Origin of the sequence: Kitasatospora sp. NBC_01266, from assembly GCF_036242395.1 — a bacterium.
In the GTDB taxonomy this organism is placed as follows: domain Bacteria; phylum Actinomycetota; class Actinomycetes; order Streptomycetales; family Streptomycetaceae; genus Kitasatospora.
In genome coordinates this window covers 2489448-2506118 of sequence record NZ_CP108458.1, presented here as the reverse complement: position 1 = coordinate 2506118, position 16671 = coordinate 2489448, and the positions used below count along the sequence as shown (strand labels likewise).

Genomic DNA, 16671 nt, shown 5'->3' with positions numbered 1-16671 from the left:
TGACGAGGCGTCAGTAGCGACGCACGGTGGCGGCCCGGGCGAGCGCGAGCAGCGTCTCCCGGGCCGCTTCGTCCTTCAGCGGTGCCGCCGCCAGGGCGGCCAGCGAGCGGGCCATCAGCTGCTCGATCCGCTGCTCCACCTGCTCGGGCGCACCGCTCTCGGCCACCAGGGCGCTCAGCTCGGCGATCTCCGCGGGCGCCAGGTCCGCGGCGCCGAGCCGCGCGTCCAGCCGCGCCGCCCGCTCCCGCGGCAGCGCGCGCAGCGCGAGGGCGACCAGCAGGGTCCGCTTGCCCTCGCGCAGGTCGTCGCCGGCCGGCTTGCCGGTGACGGCCGGGTCGCCGAAGACCCCGAGCAGGTCGTCGCGCAGCTGGAAGGCCTCGCCGAGCGGCAGCCCGAACTCGCCGTAGGCCGCAACCAGTTCCTCGCTCGCGCCGGCCAGCCGCGCGCCGACCTGCAGCGGGCGCTCGATGGTGTACTTCGCCGACTTGTAGTGCAGCACCGTCTGCGCCCGGGTCAGCGCCAGCTCGTCGGTCGAGTCGCCGGCCACCGGCTCCAGCACGTCCAGGTACTGCCCGGCCATCACCTCGGTACGCATCAGGTCGAAGGCCGACTTGGCGGCCAGCACCGCCGCCGCGTCCAGGCCGCAGCGCACGAACAGCTCGTCGCACCAGATCAGCAGCAGGTCGCCGAGCAGCAGCGCGGCCGCCGCTCCGTACTGCTCGCGGTCTCCGCGCCAGCCGCTCTCGCGGTGCAGCGCCTCGAAGCGGCGGTGCATCGAGGGCAGACCGCGCCGGGTGTCGCTGCGGTCCATCAGGTCGTCGTGCACCAGGGCGCTGGCCTGCAGCAGCTCGAGGGCGGCTGCCGCCCGGAAGATCCCGGGGCTGTCGTCCGCGCCGCCCGCGCCGCGCCAGCCCCAGTAGCAGAAGGCCGGGCGCAGCCGCTTGCCGCCGTCGAGCAGGAAGTCGCGCAGCGCGTCGGCCGCCGCCACCAGGTCCGGGGAGATCGAGCTCAGCAGCGCGTGCTGCTCGGTCATGAAGGCGGCGAGCGCGGCGTCGACCCGGGTGCGGGCGGCCGCCTGGTCGAGCGCTTGCACGGGGGTGGGGCTGGACGGGGTCACGGCGCACTCCGGGGTGATCGGGATCAGGGTCAGAGTAACCGGGTGGCCGCACGGCAGTGCGACGGTGGACCCGCCTCGAGAGGCGCTGGGTCGCCTGCCGGACGGCGCTGCGTCACCTCCGCCCCAGCAGGCGGACGGATCGTCTCAGTGGTTGGGCGAAGTTTGTCCGTGCCACAGGCTTGCCCGATACGCTGCGACCATGGCACTCGGCGTTCCCTCCACCAGAACCGACCGCGCGCTCACGGTCCGCGAACTCCTGGCGGCCGGGAAGCGTTCGTACTCCTTCGAGTTCATGCCCCCGCGCAGCGAGGCGGCCGAGCACAAGCTCTGGGCCGCGATCCGCCGGCTGGAGCCGCTCAACCCCAACTTCGTCTGCATGACCTACGGCGCCGGCGGCTCCACCCGTGGCCGCACCGTCAACCTGGTCGGCCGGATCGCCGCCGAGACCACCCTGACCCCGGTCGCCCACCTGACCGCGGTCGACCACTCGGTGGCGGAGCTGCGCAACATCATCGGGCAGTACGCCGACCAGGGGGTGCGCAACGTGCTGGCGGTGCGCGGCGACCCGCCCGGCGACCCGAGCGGCGAGTGGGTGCGCCACCCGCAGGGCGTCACCTACGCCCATCAGCTGGTCGAGCTGATCAAGTCGATCGGCGACTTCTGCGTGGGCGTCGCGGCCTCCCCGAACATGCACCCGAGGTCGACCAACTGGGACGACGACATCCGGCACTTCGTCCACAAGATCCGGTCCGGCGCCGACTACGCGATCACCCAGATGTTCTTCGAGGTGGAGGACTACCTGCGGCTGCGCGACCGGGTGGAGGCGGCCGGCTGCGTGGTGCCGATCATCCCGGAGATCATGCCGGTGACCAACGCCAAGCAGCTGGAGCGCTTCCCGCAGCTGAGCGGCGCGCCGTTCCCGCCCGAGCTGGAGGCCCGGCTGCGCGCGGTGGTGGACGACCCGAAGGCGCTGCGCGAGGTGGGCATGGAGCACGCCACCACGATGTCCGAGCGGCTGCTCGCGGAGGGCGCGCCGGGTCTGCACTTCATCACGCTCAACGGTTCCACCGCCACGCTGCAGATCTACCAGAACCTCGGCCTGCACCGGGGCTGAACCCGCGTCGGTAACGGACCCGTACGAGATGTGGGGCACCGACGGTCGAACAGGTACAGTCGCCGGACACGCGCGCCGCGCGCCGGGCTGTGGTGGAGGACGCAGATGGGCATCGGGATGCTGGCCTTGTACGCGGCGCTCGCCGTGGTCGCGCTCTGGCTGCTGGCCGAGCTGCTGCTGCAGAACCGGGCCCCGCTGCACTGGCGCGGGGTCGCGCTCGGCGGATTCCTGCTGGTGGCGGCCGGGATGGCGGTCCACTCGGTACCGGTGATCGCCGCCGGGGCGCTGGCCTTCGCGCTCGGGCAGGCCATGGTCACCCTCTCGGTCAAGCGCGGCTACTCGGCCGGCTGGTCGCTGCGCGGCGCCGACGGCTCGCTGCCGGGGCCGCTCGCCAAGGTCCCGCTGCTCGGCGCGGTCACCGGTGGTGTGGCGGCGGTGGCGGTCACGGCCGCCGAGGAGAAGGTCGGCGAGGTCGGCCCGATCGAGGAGCCGGAGCAGCAGGTGCTGCCCGAGCCGGTCGAGGAGGATGCCGCGCAGGTGCTGGCGGCGGGGGAGTACGGGGTCTACGACTCGGTCTACGAGCAGCAGCAGCAGCCACAGCAGCAGCAGGCGATGGCGTACCAGTACGTCGAGCAGCAGCAGTTCGACCCGAACTACGGCTACCAGCAGCAGGTGCCGGTGGACTACGGGTACTACCAGCCGCAGCAGCCGCAGCAGCAGGAGTACGCCGGCTACGAGCAGCAGCAGTGGCAGCAGCCGGCCTACGACCCGGCCCAGTACCAGCCCGAGTACGGCATTCCGCAGCAGCAACAGCCGCCGACGTACGAGTACTACCAGCAGCAGCCGCAGCACGAGGGCTGGCAGTAGCCGGCTGCCGCGGCCCTCACGCGGGCCCGATCAGCCCCGCCACCACGCAGGCCGACATCCCGGCCCTGGCGAGCCCGCCGCCGGGGTGCGCGGCGCCGCCGACCAGGTACTGACCGCCTTGCCCGGCAACGGTGTTGGCCGGCTGCAGGAAGGCGCCGCCGGCCCCCGCGAGGGACGGGCGCGGCACGGCGCCGCCCGGGGCCGAGGTCTCCCGCTCGGTGTCCGCCGGGGTGCGCAGCTCCCGCCAGAGCACCCGGTCGGCCAGGTCGAACCCGGCCGCCCCGAGCCCTGCGAGCAGCTGGTCGGCGAAGCGCTCGGCGCGGCCGGGCTCGGTCCAGTCCAGCCGGGCCTGGGAGGGCACCGTGACGGTCAGGCTGACCGCCTCGTGCTGCTCGTCGGGGCGCAGTGCGGGGTCGTCAGGGCGCAGTACCTGCACGGTCGGTCGGTCACAGAGTCGAGGCGTGGCACCGAACAGGGCCTCCAGTTCGTCCCCCCGGTCGGCGGCGTGCAGCACGGTGCGGTGCGGGGTGCCGGGCGGGCGGGCGCCGCGCAGCGCGAGCAGCACGGTGAACCGGCCCGGGGCGCTCGCCTCGCCCGGTGCCGGGCGGAGCACCAGGTCGGCCTCGACCGGCGGGTCCTGCTCGACCCGCTCGCCGAACCTGAACTCCACCCCGCGCTGCTCGCACCGGCGGTAGCAGGCGTCGGCGAGCGCCCGCAGGCCGCCCTGGACGTACCAGACGCCGAAGGTCTGCTCCATGTACGGGATCACCGTGGCCCCGGCGGGCGCGGTGCGCGGGTCGAAGCCGAAGCGCAGCGCGTACTCGGTGAGCAGCGCGGTGAGCGCCGGATGGCCGCCCAGCTCGCGGGCGGCGACCTGGTCCAGGCTCGGCGCGCCGCCGCCCGGCAGCAGCCGGGCCAGGCCGCGGCGCGGCGGCGCGGGGTAGGGGTCGACGGCCAGCGCGGCGGGGTCGGCGGGCAGCGGCTCCTCGAGCAGCGGGCGCCGGGTGGCCTCCCAGACGGCCCGGCCGCGGTTCAGTACGGTGCCCCAGCGCTCGCCCGCCCCGGCCCCGAGCGCGGCGTCCAGCGCCTGGGCGACACCGCCGCGGGAGGCGTTGGGCAGGGCCAGCGTGGTGCCGTCGGCGAACAGGTGCCGGCTCTCCGGGTCCACCGGGGCCAGCGGCACCAACTGCTCCAGCGGCTCCCGGCCGGTCTTCAGCGCGAGGTCGCGGTAGACCGCGGGCAGCGTCAGCAGGGTCGGCCCGGTGTCGAAGGCGAACCCGTCGCGTCGGCGCTGCCCGAGCATCCCGCCGTAGGTCGGGGCGGCCTCGCAGACCGTCACCCGGTGTCCGATGGTGGCCAGCCGCGCGGCGGCCGCCAGTCCGCTGATGCCCGCTCCGATGATGACGATCCGTGCCATAGGCCGTGATCCTAATCCGCCGTGGTCAGCGCCCCCGGGTCGAGTGTGCGTGCCGGTGCCTGGGCGAAGCCTGCGGGTTGTCCAGCATCAGGTTGTGCCCGGCGTCCGGGATCGCCACCAGCTCCACGCCGGGGCCCGGCAGGCCGTCGGTGCCGTCGGCGGCCGGGCAGAGGTAGGCGCGCGGGATCTCCAGGCCCAGCAGCAGCTCGCGCATGGTCGGCGTGGTGCCCCGCGCCAGCTCGACGGCGCTGCGGTACAGCGCGGTGCGGCCCGCCAGCCGCATGGTGGACCACCAGTGCGGGCCCACCAGCTCGCGCACCTCGCGCCAGCCGCCGGCCAGGAACTCCCGGGCCGAACTCGCCTGGCTGGAGAGCACCCTGGCGGGCCTGGCGGGCTGAGCGCGGCCGGGATTGTCAGTGCCGGGCGCGAGCATGGCGGTGCACGGGCCGACCGGTCCGCGCACCCGCTCCGGACCGGGGGAGTAAAGACCATGACCGTCACCGACCTCCCGAACCGCCATGGGGACAGCTCCCGGCCGCCGGCCGAGGCAGAGATCCCGCTGCGCTCCGTCGACGTCCACCCGGTGCTGCTCAAGGCCGGCGCCCCGCCCGCCGCCCGGGATCTGCTGGCCCAGGCGCACCGCACGCTGCTCGCCGCCGCCGCCACCGACGACCCGCTGGAGCGGTACGCCACCGCGCACCTGGCCGCGCTGCGCACCACCGCCGCCGTGCTCGCGGTGCGCGGCCGCCCGGAGAAGAACCCGCGCCGCCGCAAGGCGATCCGCAGCGCCTGGGAGGTGCTGCCCGAGGTGGCCCCGGAACTCGCCGAGTGGGCGGTCTACTTCGCGGCCGGCGCGGCCAAGCGCGCGGCGGCCGAGGCCGGCGTGCCCGGCTCCGCCTCGGCCCGGGACGCCGACGACCTGGTTCGCAACACCGCGCTCTTCGTTCGCCTGGTCGAGCGGGTGCTGCAGTTGGGAGGCAATAGGGTGGAGAAGTCCGGCCCGCCTGCCTCCTGAGGAGACGACCCTTGTACCCGACCCGCCCTCGCAGCGCCCTGCGTACCGCTGTGGTCTGGGAGGTGGTCCGCACGGCGCTGGAGCGCCGGGCCACCGAGCTGGACCAGCCCGTGCTGGACGTGCTGGACACCGGTGGCGGCACGGGCAACTTCGCCGTGCCGGTGGCCCGGCTCGGGCACCGGGTCACCGTGGTCGACCCCAGCCCCGACGCGCTCTTCGCCCTGGAGCGGCGGGCGGCCGAGGCCGGGGTGACCGACCTGGTCCGCGCGGTGCAGGGCGACACCCAGACGCTGCCCGAGCTGATCGCCCCCGCCTCGGTGGACGCGGTGCTCTGCCACGGCGTCCTGGAGGTGGTGGACGACCCCACCGAGGCGTTCGGCCACCTGACCGCCACCCTGCACAAGGGCGGCCTGGTCAGCCTGCTGGCCGCCAACCGCAACGGCGCCGTGCTGGCCCGCGCGCTGGCCGGCCACTTCGACGAGGCCCGCACCGTGCTGGACGCCCCGGACGGTCGCTGGGGCACCGGCGACCCGATGCCGCGCCGCTTCACCGCCGACGAGCTGCACCGGCTGGCCGCCGACGCCGGGCTGCTGGTCGAGTCGGTGCACGGCGTGCGGGTCTTCGCCGACCTGGTGCCCGGGGTCCTGGTGGACACCGAGCCCGGTGCCATGGAGGCGCTGCTCAAGCTGGAGGAGGCCGCCGCCCAGCAGCCCGCCTTCCACGCCGTCGCCACCCAGCTGCACCTGCTCGCCACACTCGGCTGACCAGGTCGGGCACTCGGCGGTCGCCGCACTCGTTGCACCCGTGCGGGGTGCGGCGAATGTGGCGGACACGACCGGTCATCGCCCGCCCCGGAACCCGTCGATGGACCGTATGATCTGGGTAAAGCCAGAACGCATGACGGCCAGACGCATGGGGCATATGGACCACAACAAAGCCAGGTGGCGGACCGGTCGCCCTGCGACCGACGAGTAGGAGGACTCCGTGCCGCTCTCGGAGCACGAGCAGCGACTGCTCGATCAGATGGAGCGAGCGCTGTACGCCGAAGATCCCAAGTTCGCGACGGCGCTTGAGGGAACCGGGCTGCGCACCCACACCCGTCGGCGGGTGTACCTGGCTGCGGCGGGATTCGTGGTGGGCGTGGCTCTGCTGATGGGAGGCCTGATCGTCTCGCCGCAGCTGATCTGGCTGAGCGTGATCGGGTTCCTGGTGATGCTCGGGTGCGCGCTGGTGGCCGTCGCCGGCTGGCGCAAGCACCCGGTGGCCGGCCCGGGGACGGGCCTGCGGACGGCTCCGCCGGCCCGTCGCAAGGCGAGCGTGATGGATCGGATGGAACAGCGCTGGCAGCGCCGTCGGGACGAGCACGACGGCTTGTAACGGGCCGATCCGCAGCGCTGTCAAAGGTGAGTCAACCGCACGAACGCAGTGACCCGAAAGACGCGGTACCGACGAAGTGGGCGGGTGATCCGAGAGGATCACCCGCCCACTTCGTCGGTACCGGCCCGGTGCCGGGGCCGGGGCGGCGAATCCGGCCGCCCCGACCCCCGACCCCCGACCCCCGACTCCCGGCTAGCCCCGCCGCCCCAGTCGCGCAGCGGCCCGGGTCGCGGCTGCCCGGCCGCGCAGGCGCAGCGCCAGCAGCCGGTCCGCCAGCTGCCAGCCGACCCGCGCCGTCGAGGGCGGCAGCAGCAGCGCCCGCAGCCGCCGCCGGCGGGCGGCCGAGGCCAGCAGGCCCGCCCGCACCTCCCGCACGTCCGGCCCGAGCGGAGCCGGCGGCTCGGCCTCGCGGGCGTACAGCACCCGCTCGGTGGCCAGCGCCACCCGGCCCACCGCGGCCCGGGCGGAGTCGTCCAGGCCGCCCGCCTCGCTGATCCGCTCCCCGGTGTGCCGGGGGCTGTACGCCTCGTCCGGCGGGATGCCGAGGTCCCAGGCGGAGTCGACCAGCTCCTGCCAGGCCGCCAGCACCTGCGCCTCGGTCAGGCCGCCACCGGGCCCACCCGGCCGCCGGCGACCGCCGCCCAGCCGGGCCCGACGCAGCCGGGCCCGCCAGACCATCGGCCACAGCAGCAGGAGCAGCACCACCGCGCCCGCCGCGATCAGCCCGAGCAACTGCGGCGGGAGCCCACTGCCGGTCGGCGTCGCCGCCAGCGGTGCGGGTGCCGCCGAGTGCTGGCCCTGGTCGGGCTGCTCGCAGGCACCCTGCTTGCGCGCCGCCGCCGGGCAGGCGTCCGCGGAGGGCGTGGCGCCGGGGTCGCCGGCGGTGGCCGAGGGCTGGTCGGGGCCGGCACTCGAGCTCGGTGCGGCCTGCGCCCCGGTGTAGTCGGGCGCCACGCCCCGGCTGGGCGTCGGCTCGAAGCGCAGCCAGCCGGCGCCCGAGAAGTACAGCTCGGGCCAGGCGTGGTAGTCGTTGCTGGTCACCACGTAGTCACCGTTGCCCAGGTCCTGGCCGGGGGCGAAGCCGACCGCCACCCGGGCCGGGATCCCCAGCGTGCGGGCCATCGCCGCCATGCTGGAGGCGAAGTGCACGCAGAACCCCTTCTTGTCCTGCAGGAACTTGAGGATCGCGGCCGGTCCGGTGTCCGAGGGCACCGAGGTGCTGTAGGTGAAGCCGCCGGTGGTGCTGAACCAGTCCTGCAGCGCCACCGCCTTGTCGTAGGCGGTGTCCTTGCCGCTGGTCACCTGCAGCGCGATGTCCTTCACCTGGCTGGGCAGGTTGGCCGGCAGTCCCAGGTAGCTGTCGGTGATCGACTTGGGCGCGGGCGGGGCCGCTCGCAGCTGGTCGGCGGTCGGGTCGATGCTCAGCGAGCTCACCGTGTAGTTCAGCCCGGTGGCCTGCTGGCCGTGGTCGCCGATCAGCGAGCCGACCGCCGGCTCGTAGCGCCAGTCACCCGGCGGCCGAACCTGGTTGATCGGGTACGGGGCGGGCAGCCAGCTGGTGCTCAGGTCCGGCGAGACGGAGATCTGGGTGTCGAAGGTCCGGCTGGCCACGTCCCCGGCCAGCCCCTCGGGGCGCGGCAGCGGGTTGGGCACCGCCTCGTCCTTCTGGGTGCCCGGCTTCCACTCCTGGCCGTTGAACTCGTCCAGCGCGGTGATCCGCAGGTAGGCGGTGGCCAGCGCGGGGTCGGTGCCGTGGTAGCGGATCAGCTGCTGGTTGCTCGGGCGGCGCAGCGCGTCGGCCAGCGAGACCACCGGGCTGAGCGCGCTGATATTGCCGCCCGAGCCCGAGCCGCTGTCACCGAAGCCGCCGTTGACCAAACTGAGGTCCCAGTTCGGCGCCAGCACCGGCAGCAGCAGCGCGCAGACCAGTGCCACCACGCCGATCTGATGGCCCCCGGTGGGCAGCCCGCCGCTGCTCTCCGCGGCGCCGGCGCCGCGGAAGACCCGGCCCCAGCGGGAGAGCCGGTCGCGCCCCTCGGCGAAGAGCAGCATCAGGTAGCCGGCGCCGGTCGCCAGGAACCAGAGCCAGGTCGCGCCGTCGTCGGAGCCGGCCAGGCCGGTGCCCACCGAGTACAGCGCCAGCAGCGGCAGCCCGGCCGGCGCCGCCTGGCGGTAGCTCACCGCCAGCGCGTCCACCGCGACCGCCACCACGGCCACCGCCAGGATCAGCAGGAACCGCAGGCCCGGGGTGGCCGGGGCCGGGATCGCGTACTGGCCGATGTCATTGCCGGCCGACTGGAGCAGGCTGGTGAACGCCTGCACGCTGCCCGAGCCGGGCAGTACCCCGACCACGAAGCTCTGGTGGATCGCGCCGAACAGGGCCAGGTAGAGCACGGCGAACAGCTGGGCCAGCACGATCAGCGGCCGGGCCACCGTCAGCCGGCGCAGCCCGGCGCCGACCAGTGCGGCCACCAGGATCAGCCCGCCGGCCGGGATGATCCAGCCGGCCGGCCGCAGCAGCGGGGTCAGGCCCAGCATGGCCAGCGCGGTGGCCAGCGCGCTGTACACGGTCAGTCTCGCGCGGGTGGTCATGCGCTCGCCCCCTTCCGGGCCCGGGCGGCGGCGTCGGTCGGCCGGTCCACCAGCCGCCACAGCTCGGGCACCGTGTCACCGGCCCGGGCCGACAGCACCGTCCAGCCGGCCTCACGCAGCAGTCGGATCGGCCGATCCAGCTCCTCGGCCCCGGAGTCGGGGAAGACCTGGCGCAGCCCGGCCCAGGTCCCGGTGTCCAGCACGAAGGCGATGGCCACCGCGGCCCGGCGGCGCAACCGGCTCAGGCCCGCCACCTGCTCGTCGTCCAGCTCGCCGAGGATCGCCACCAGCAGACCCTCGCCGCTCATCCGCAGCACCTCCTCGGCGCGGGCCAGCCCGCTGCCGGTGGAGTGGTCGACCACCGCGAGGGAGTCCAGCAGCAGGCCGATCGACTCGCTGACCGAGCCGGTCCCGGACACGCTGGTCTCCGGGACCTGCAGGCCGTCGTCGGTCAGCAGCCGGGTCTGGTAGCCGCGCTCCAGCAGGTGGCTGGTGACCGAGGCCGCGCAGCCCACCGCCCACTCGAAGGAGGAGGCCGGCCCGCTGCCCCGGTGCCCGATCTCGCGGGTGTCGAGCAGCACGGTGGCCCGGGCGCGCAGCGGCTGCTCCTCGCGACGGACCATCAGCTCGCCGTACTTGGCGGTGGACTTCCAGTGCACCCGGCGCAGGTCGTCGCCGTGCCGGTACTCGCGCGGCACGGTGTCGTCGTCACCGGCCAGTGCCACCGCGCGGGACAGGCTCTCGCCGTAACCGGCCCACTCGCCGGAGATCCGCACGGCCGGCAGCGCCTGCACCTGCGGGACCACGGTGAGGGTGTCCGAGGCGTTGAACGAGCGGCTCAGCTCGCACATCCCGAACGGGTCGGTCAGCCGCAGCTGCAGCGGGCCCAGCGGGTAGCGGCCGCGCAGGTCAGAGCGGACCCGGTAGGAGACCTCGCGGAAACCGCGCGGCTCGACCCGGTCCAGCACGAACCGCGGGCGCGGGCCGAGCACGTAGGGCACCTTGTCCTCGAGCATCAGCAGGCCGGTGGGCACCCGGGAGACGTTGTCCACCCGCAGGTGGACCCGGGCCTCCTGGCCGGCCGAGGCCCGGTGCGGGCTGAGCCGGCGTCCGCTGGCCACCCGGTAGCGGGTGCGCACCAGCAGCAGCGCGGCCGCCAGCGGCAGCGCGACCAGCAGCACACCGACCCGCAGCAGGGCGCTCTGGCCCAGCAGGTACGAGCAGACCAGCGCGGTGAGGCCACCGGCGAGGAAGGCCCGTCCGCGGGTGGTCAGACCGCGCATCCCGGCCCGGAAGCCGGACGGGTCGTCCGGTGCCGCCACCTCAGCCCCTCCGCACGGAGCCCGCGTGGTGCGGGCCCTGCGGGCTGGGGATCGGCACCCGGCGGACCAGCTCGGCGACGATCTGCTCGGCGCTGCGGCGGCTCAGCTGGGCCTCCGCGGTGGGCAGCAGCCGGTGCGCCAGCACCGGCACGGCCAGCGCCTGGAGGTCGTCGGGCAGCACGTACTCGCGTCCGGCCAGCGCGGCGGCGGCGCGCGCGGCGCGGACCAGGTGCAGGGTGGCCCGGGGGGAGGCGCCCAGGCGCAGCTCGGTGGAGGCGCGGGTGGCGCCGACCAGGTCGACCGCGTAGCGGCGGACGCTGTCGGCCACGTGCACGCGGCGGACCACGTCGATCAGCTTGAGGATGTCGTGCGCGTGCGCGACCGGCCGCAGGTCGTCCAGCGGCGAGGCGCCGCCGTGCACGTCCAGCATCGCGAACTCGGCCTCCGGGCTCGGGTAGCCGATCGAGACGCGGGCCATGAAGCGGTCGCGCTGGGCCTCGGGCAGCGGGTAGGTGCCCTCCATCTCCACCGGGTTCTGGGTGGCGATCACCATGAACGGGGAGGGCAGCTCGTAGGTGGTGCCGTCGATGGTGACCTGACGCTCCGCCATCGACTCCAGCAGGGCCGACTGGGTCTTGGGCGAGGCGCGGTTGATCTCGTCGCCGACCACGATCTGCGCGAAGATCGCGCCGGGCCGGAACTCGAAGTCCATCCGCTGCTGGTCGAAGACGTTGGTGCCGGTCACGTCGGAGGGCAGCAGGTCAGGGGTGAACTGGATGCGGCGCACCGTGCAGTCCACCGACCGGGCCAGCGCCTTGGCGAGCATGGTCTTGCCGACCCCGGGGACGTCCTCCAGCAGCAGGTGGCCCTCGGCCAGCATCACGGTCAGTGCCAGCCGGACCGCTTCCGGCTTGCCCTCGATCACGCTCTCCACCGAGGCGCGGACCCGCTCGATGACCGCGCTCAGCTCGGGCAGACCCACCGGGGGCACCGCGACGGGCCGTGCCGGGTGCGGGTCGGCCCCGTGCCGGTCCAGGCCGGTCCGCTCGTTGTAGGTCGTCACCCGTTCGCTCCTCGCCCCGCTTGTGCCGGTCCACCTGTCCGGGACCGGCCGCAGCCGCATTCTTCCTTGTGGGATGACCAGAAGTCACCCGAAGGAGCGACGCGCGGGTCGGGTGTCCGGTTGCGGGGCGAGTGGCGGAGTCAGTGAATCTCGCGGAGCAGGCCGGTGTGCACGTCGAAGACGAAGCCGCGCACGTCATCCGTGTGCAGCAGGAACGGTGAGGTGCGCACCCGCTGCATCGACTGGCGCACGTCGCCGTCCAGGTCGTGGAAGGACTCCACCGCCCACTGCGGGCGCTGGCCGACCTCCAGTTCCAGCTCGTGGCGGAAGTCCTCGGTGAGGCCGAGCAGGCCGCAGCCGGTGTGGTGGATCAGCGCGATCGACCGAGTGCCGAGCGCGCGCTGGCTGATGGTCAGCGAGCGGATGGTGTCGTCGGTGACCACGCCGCCGGCGTTGCGGATCACGTGCGCGTCACCCAACTCGAGGCCGAGCGCGGCGAAGAGGTCCAGCCGCGCGTCCATACAGGCCACCACGGTGACCTTCTGGACCGGGCGGGCGTCCATGCCGCCGTCCTTGAAGGTCTCGGCATAGACACGGTTGGAGCCGACGAAGCGATCGATGATCGTCTCAGTGGCCGAGGCGGTGGGGTCGCTGGGGGACGACCTGTCGGGGGTCACTGTCATAGGTACGACGTTAGTAGGAATCAGTCGAGTCTGGCTCGCATGTGACGAATAACCCAGGCCGGTGTGATGGAGTGCATAGGGCGCGCGTGGCGCGCGCCGACGGCGCGGCGCGGGCCGGTAGTCTGACGCTCCGTACGCAGCCTGCGGCCTCCCCCCGCTCCCGTGCCACCTGACGCACCTTCCCCGGCGCCGGGCGGCACCCCTTCCCCCCGTGAGCGGGTGGGGACCCCGGGCGGCGTCCGGGCCCGCCGGTGCCGTGGGCCAGAATGGGTCGAAACCGCAGCTCCCCGGCGCCCTGAGAAGGCCCGGCGGGCGGCTTCCCCGCTATCGAAAGGCGCCCGCGCGCATGGCCACTGGCACCCCGGAACCCAAGCACGTCCCGGTCATGCTGCAACGCTGTATGGACGCCCTGGCCCCGGCGATCAGCGCTCCCGGCGCCGTGGTGGTGGATGCCACGCTCGGTCTCGGCGGTCACAGCGAGGCACTGCTCACCCAGTTCCCCGAGGTCAGGCTGGTCGCGGTGGACCGGGATCCGGAAGCGCTGCGGCTCTCCGGCGAGCGGCTGGCGCCCTTCGGCGAGCGGGCCACCCTGGTGCACGCGGTGTACGACGAGATCCCCGAGGTGCTGGCCGACCTCGGCATCGAGCAGGTGCAGGGGCTGCTCTTCGACCTCGGGGTCTCCTCGATGCAGCTGGACGAGGCCGAGCGCGGCTTCGCCTACGCCCAGGACGCCCCGCTGGACATGCGGATGGACCAGACCCGCGGGCTGAGCGCAGCCGAGGTGCTCAACACCTACACCCACGGCCAGCTGGCCCGGATCCTCAAGGTCTACGGCGAGGAGCGGTTCGCCGGCAAGATCGCCTCGGTCATCGTCCGGGAGCGCGAGAAGGAACCGTTCAGCACCAGCGCGCGTCTGGTGGAGTTGGTACGCAACGCGATCCCGGCCGCGACCCGGCGCACCGGCGGCAACCCGGCCAAGCGGACCTTCCAGGCGCTGCGGATCGAGGTCAACGGCGAGCTCGAGGTGCTCGACCGGGCCATCCCGAACGCGCTGGAGGTGCTCGCGATGGGTGGACGGATCGCGGTGATGTCCTACCAGTCGCTCGAGGACCGCCTGGTGAAGCAGTACTTCGCGGCCGGCGCCAGCAACACCGCGCCGCCCGGACTGCCGATCATCCCCGAGGAGCACCAGCCCTGGCTCAAGCTGATCACCCGCGGTGCCGAACTCGCCACCGAGGCGGAGATCGAGGAGAACCGGCGCGCCGCTCCCGTCCGGCTGCGGGTGGCGGAGAGGATCCGCAGTACGGGAACCCGGGGCTAGCGGCCGTACGGGGGGATCTGACGGCGAGAGCGCGAGGGTGGACCGGGAGGCATGGTGCAGGCGGCCGGCAAGGGCATCCAGCAGGGCAGGCTGCTGCCGGGGCAACTGGGGCGGGCCCGGATCACCGTGCGCCCCGGGCGCCCGCCACGCGGCGGGCGCGGCCGGACGCCGTTCGTGGTGCTGATGGTGCTGCTGCTGGCACTCGGCCTGCTCGGGCTGCTGATGCTGAACACCGCGCTGAACGAGGGCTCCTTCGAGCTGACGAAGCTGCAGAAGCAGACCACCACGCTGACCGACCAGCAGCAGAGCCTGCAGCAGCAGATCGACCACGACGCGGCGCCCGACGTGCTGGAGCAGCAGGCCCGCCAGCTCGGCATGGTGGCGGGCGGTGACCCGGCCTTCCTGCTGCCCGACGGCAAGGTGCTGGGCAGCCCGGCCGCCGCCAAGGACAGCCCGCCGGTCAAGCGCTCGGGCGCCGACCTGTGGCCGAACGCCGGCCCGCCGAGCGCCACCGCCGCCCCGTCGCCCTCGGCCGCCCCGAGCCCGAACGCCACCCAGCCGCCCGCCGACCCGGCCACCGCCGAGGGGGCGCTGCGGGTCGACCCGGTCGGTCCGTCGCCGAGCGCCGGCCAGCGCACCAGCCCGAGTCCCAACCAGAGCAGCAGCCCGAGCGGGAGCGCACGATGAGCACCCCACGCCGCCCCCAGAACCCTGGCGAGCGCCGCGCGCGACCCGCCGCTCCGCAGCCGCGCGGGTCCGGTGAGGGCACCCGCAAGCCGGCCCCCCGGCCGCAGCCCCGCCGCCCGGCGGGCGCCACCGGGCGCCCGGCCGCCGACCGGCCGAAGGGCCCGCGCCCCGCCGCCAAGCGCCCGGGACCCGCCCGCCGCCCGCAGCCGCGCCGCCTGAAGCTGGCCGATCCCAAGCGCCGGCTGCGCGTGGTGCTGATCTCGCTGGCCGTGGTCTTCTCGCTCTTCGCCGCCCGGCTGGTGCAGATCCAGCTGCTGGACGCCGGCACGCTCTCCGCCGACGCCAGCACCTACCGCTACGTCGACGTGGTGCTGCCCGCCACCCGCGGCTCGATAACGTCCGCCAACGGCGTGGCCCTGGCCACCACGGTGGACGCCTACGACATCACCGCCGACCCGACCATGTTCACCCAGGACGCGCTGCACATCGCCGACGGCCCCGAGCAGGCCGCCGACCTGCTGGCCCCGATCCTGAACCTGCCCAAGGACAAGGTGGCCGCCAAGCTGCGCACCCCGAAGACCAGGGGCATCACCCTGGCCCCCCGGCAGACCCCGCAGGCCCGCAACCAGATCATGGACCTGCGCACCGCGCTGGCCAAGAAGGTCGACACCAAGACCTGCCGGGCCCAGAAGGCGCTCACCGCCAAGCCCCTCGACCAGGGCGGCCGGGCCACCATCGACGAGAGCTGCGCCAACCCGCTGGAGGGCATCTTCTCGCAGGAGACCACCAACCGGGTCTACCCGGCGGGCGGCCTCGCGGCCAACCTGGTCGGCTTCGTGAACGCCGAGGGCGTGGGGTCCGGCGGCCTGGAGCAGCAGTACCAGAAGCTGCTGGCGGGCCAGGACGGCCACCGCACCTCCGCGGTCTCCGGCGGCCAGCCGATCCCCACCGGCGGCGGCACCACCGAGAAGGACCCGGTGCCCGGTAGCGACGTGCGGCTGACGATCAATCCGGACATCCAGTGGGCCGCCCAACGGGCCATCACCGACCAGGTGACCGCGGCCGGCGCGGAGCAGGGGTACGTGATCGTCCAGGACGTGAGGACCGGTCAGATCCTGGCGATGGCCACCTCGCCCGGCTTCAACCCCAACGACCTGAGCACCGCCACCGCCGACGAGCTCGGCAACCCGGCGGTGCAGGACGTCTACGAGCCGGGCAGCACCGCCAAGCTGATGACCATGGCCGCCGTGCTGGACACCGGCAGCGCTCAGTGGGACACCCACGTGACGGTGCCCGGCACGCTGACCCGGGCCGGCCAGGTCTTCCACGACGACGTCGACCACGACACCTGGTACCTGACCCTGAACGGCGTGCTCGCCAAGTCCTCCAACATCGGCACCATCGAGGCGGCCGAGCACCTGGGCAAGGACCAGCAGCAGTCGAACCAGATCCTCGGCGGCTACCTGCAGAAGTTCGGCATCGGCCAGCCCAGCGGTCTGGACTTCCCCGGCGAGTCCCGCGGGATCCTGGCCAATCCGGCGACCTGGCAGGGCACCCAGCAGTACACCATCCCGTTCGGCCAGGGCCTGTCGGTCAACGCGCTGCAGGCCACCTCGGTCTACTCGACCATCGCCAACGGCGGGGTCCGGGTGGCGCCCAGCCTGGTGGCGGGCATCACCGGGCCGGACGGCCGCTTCGTGCCCGCCGCGCCCGGCGCGCAGACCCAGGTGGTCAAGCCGGCGACCGCCAAGACCCTGGAGCAGATGCTGGAGTCGGTGGTCACCGACGACCAGGGCACCGGCAACACGGCCCAGATCCCCGGCTACCGGGTGGCCGGAAAGACCGGCACGGCCAACCGGGTGGACCCGAAGACCGGCAAGTACAACGGCTACACCGCCTCCTTCATCGGCTTCGCGCCGGCCGACGCGCCCCGGATCACGGTCTCCTGCACGATCCAGAACCCGATCAACGGCCACTTCGGCGGCCCACTGTGCGGACCGGTCTTCAAGCAGGTGATGGAGTTCGCCCTGAAGACCCTCCAGGTGCCGCCGAGCGGCAGCGCGGCACCCAACCTGCCCGTCGACTGGAAGCCCTGA

The 16671-nt window shown here is 74.0% G+C and carries 15 protein-coding genes; 8 read left to right on the top strand and 7 right to left on the bottom strand.

Features of this window, described 5'->3' with window-relative positions:
• Nucleotides 1-10: 10 nt before the first annotated feature.
• Nucleotides 11-1117, bottom strand: coding sequence for a polyprenyl synthetase family protein (locus OG403_RS10480; RefSeq protein ID WP_329563442.1), 1107 nt, complete (start codon nt 1115-1117; stop codon nt 11-13).
• 199 nt (nt 1118-1316) lie between these two features.
• Between OG403_RS10480 and metF the strand changes: the two genes are divergently transcribed.
• The gene (gene metF / locus OG403_RS10475) at nt 1317-2231 is read left to right on the top strand and encodes a methylenetetrahydrofolate reductase [NAD(P)H] (protein WP_329563440.1); all 915 of its coding nucleotides are present in this window, start codon (nt 1317-1319) and stop codon (nt 2229-2231) included.
• A 105-nt stretch (nt 2232-2336) separates the two neighbouring features.
• Nucleotides 2337-3098 carry a hypothetical protein gene (locus OG403_RS10470; RefSeq protein WP_329563438.1) on the top strand — a complete coding sequence of 254 codons (762 nt, stop codon included), beginning with the start codon at nt 2337-2339 and terminating at the stop codon, nt 3096-3098.
• A gap of 16 nt (nt 3099-3114) precedes the next feature.
• Here the strand turns inward: OG403_RS10470 and OG403_RS10465 are convergent, their stop codons facing one another.
• Nucleotides 3115-4515 carry a phytoene desaturase family protein gene (locus tag OG403_RS10465; RefSeq protein ID WP_329563435.1) on the bottom strand — a complete coding sequence of 467 codons (1401 nt, stop codon included), beginning with the start codon at nt 4513-4515 and terminating at the stop codon, nt 3115-3117.
• A 25-nt stretch (nt 4516-4540) separates the two neighbouring features.
• Nucleotides 4541-4891, bottom strand: a complete 351-nt coding sequence (locus tag OG403_RS10460) for a hypothetical protein (RefSeq protein WP_442910896.1) — start codon at nt 4889-4891, stop codon at nt 4541-4543.
• A 114-nt stretch (nt 4892-5005) separates the two neighbouring features.
• Here OG403_RS10460 and OG403_RS10455 point away from each other — a divergent pair, with 114 nt between their 5' ends.
• The 3 genes from OG403_RS10455 (at nt 5006) to OG403_RS10445 (ending at nt 6907) form a co-directional block, all read left to right on the top strand.
• Nucleotides 5006-5530 (top strand): SAV_6107 family HEPN domain-containing protein, encoded by a 525-nt coding sequence (locus tag OG403_RS10455; protein WP_329563434.1) that lies wholly within the window; start codon nt 5006-5008, stop codon nt 5528-5530.
• Between the two features lie 11 nt (nt 5531-5541).
• Nucleotides 5542-6294 (top strand): methyltransferase domain-containing protein, encoded by a 753-nt coding sequence (locus tag OG403_RS10450; protein ID WP_329563431.1) that lies wholly within the window; start codon nt 5542-5544, stop codon nt 6292-6294.
• A gap of 220 nt (nt 6295-6514) precedes the next feature.
• On the top strand, nt 6515-6907 hold the full coding sequence (locus OG403_RS10445; protein WP_329563430.1) for a DUF3040 domain-containing protein: 393 nt from the start codon (nt 6515-6517) through the stop codon (nt 6905-6907).
• 192 nt (nt 6908-7099) lie between these two features.
• Here OG403_RS10445 and OG403_RS10440 read toward each other — a convergent pair whose 3' ends face one another.
• From OG403_RS10440 to OG403_RS10425, 4 genes are all read right to left on the bottom strand, one after another.
• Entirely contained in the window at nt 7100-9499 is a 2400-nt protein-coding gene (locus tag OG403_RS10440; RefSeq protein ID WP_329563428.1) for a DUF3488 and transglutaminase-like domain-containing protein, read from the bottom strand.
• Nucleotides 9496-10782, bottom strand: coding sequence for a DUF58 domain-containing protein (locus OG403_RS10435; RefSeq protein WP_329572235.1), 1287 nt, complete (start codon nt 10780-10782; stop codon nt 9496-9498). The genes OG403_RS10440 and OG403_RS10435 overlap by 4 nt, the downstream gene beginning before the upstream one ends.
• 40 nt (nt 10783-10822) lie before the next feature.
• Nucleotides 10823-11944, bottom strand: a complete 1122-nt coding sequence (locus tag OG403_RS10430; RefSeq protein WP_442910895.1) for an AAA family ATPase — start codon at nt 11942-11944, stop codon at nt 10823-10825.
• An 80-nt stretch (nt 11945-12024) separates the two neighbouring features.
• Nucleotides 12025-12567 carry a beta-class carbonic anhydrase gene (locus OG403_RS10425; protein ID WP_329563426.1) on the bottom strand — a complete coding sequence of 181 codons (543 nt, stop codon included), beginning with the start codon at nt 12565-12567 and terminating at the stop codon, nt 12025-12027.
• A 346-nt stretch (nt 12568-12913) separates the two neighbouring features.
• Here OG403_RS10425 and rsmH point away from each other — a divergent pair, with 346 nt between their 5' ends.
• The 3 genes from rsmH to OG403_RS10410 are packed head-to-tail and all read left to right on the top strand — an operon-like array spanning nt 12914 to nt 16671.
• Nucleotides 12914-13888, top strand: coding sequence for a 16S rRNA (cytosine(1402)-N(4))-methyltransferase RsmH (gene rsmH, locus OG403_RS10420; RefSeq protein WP_329563425.1), 975 nt, complete (start codon nt 12914-12916; stop codon nt 13886-13888).
• A 51-nt stretch (nt 13889-13939) separates the two neighbouring features.
• A complete protein-coding gene (locus tag OG403_RS10415) occupies nt 13940-14575 on the top strand; it encodes a cell division protein FtsL (RefSeq protein ID WP_329563423.1) in 636 nt (211 codons plus the stop codon).
• Nucleotides 14572-16671 carry a peptidoglycan D,D-transpeptidase FtsI family protein gene (locus OG403_RS10410; RefSeq protein ID WP_329563421.1) on the top strand — a complete coding sequence of 700 codons (2100 nt, stop codon included), beginning with the start codon at nt 14572-14574 and terminating at the stop codon, nt 16669-16671. The genes OG403_RS10415 and OG403_RS10410 overlap by 4 nt, the downstream gene beginning before the upstream one ends.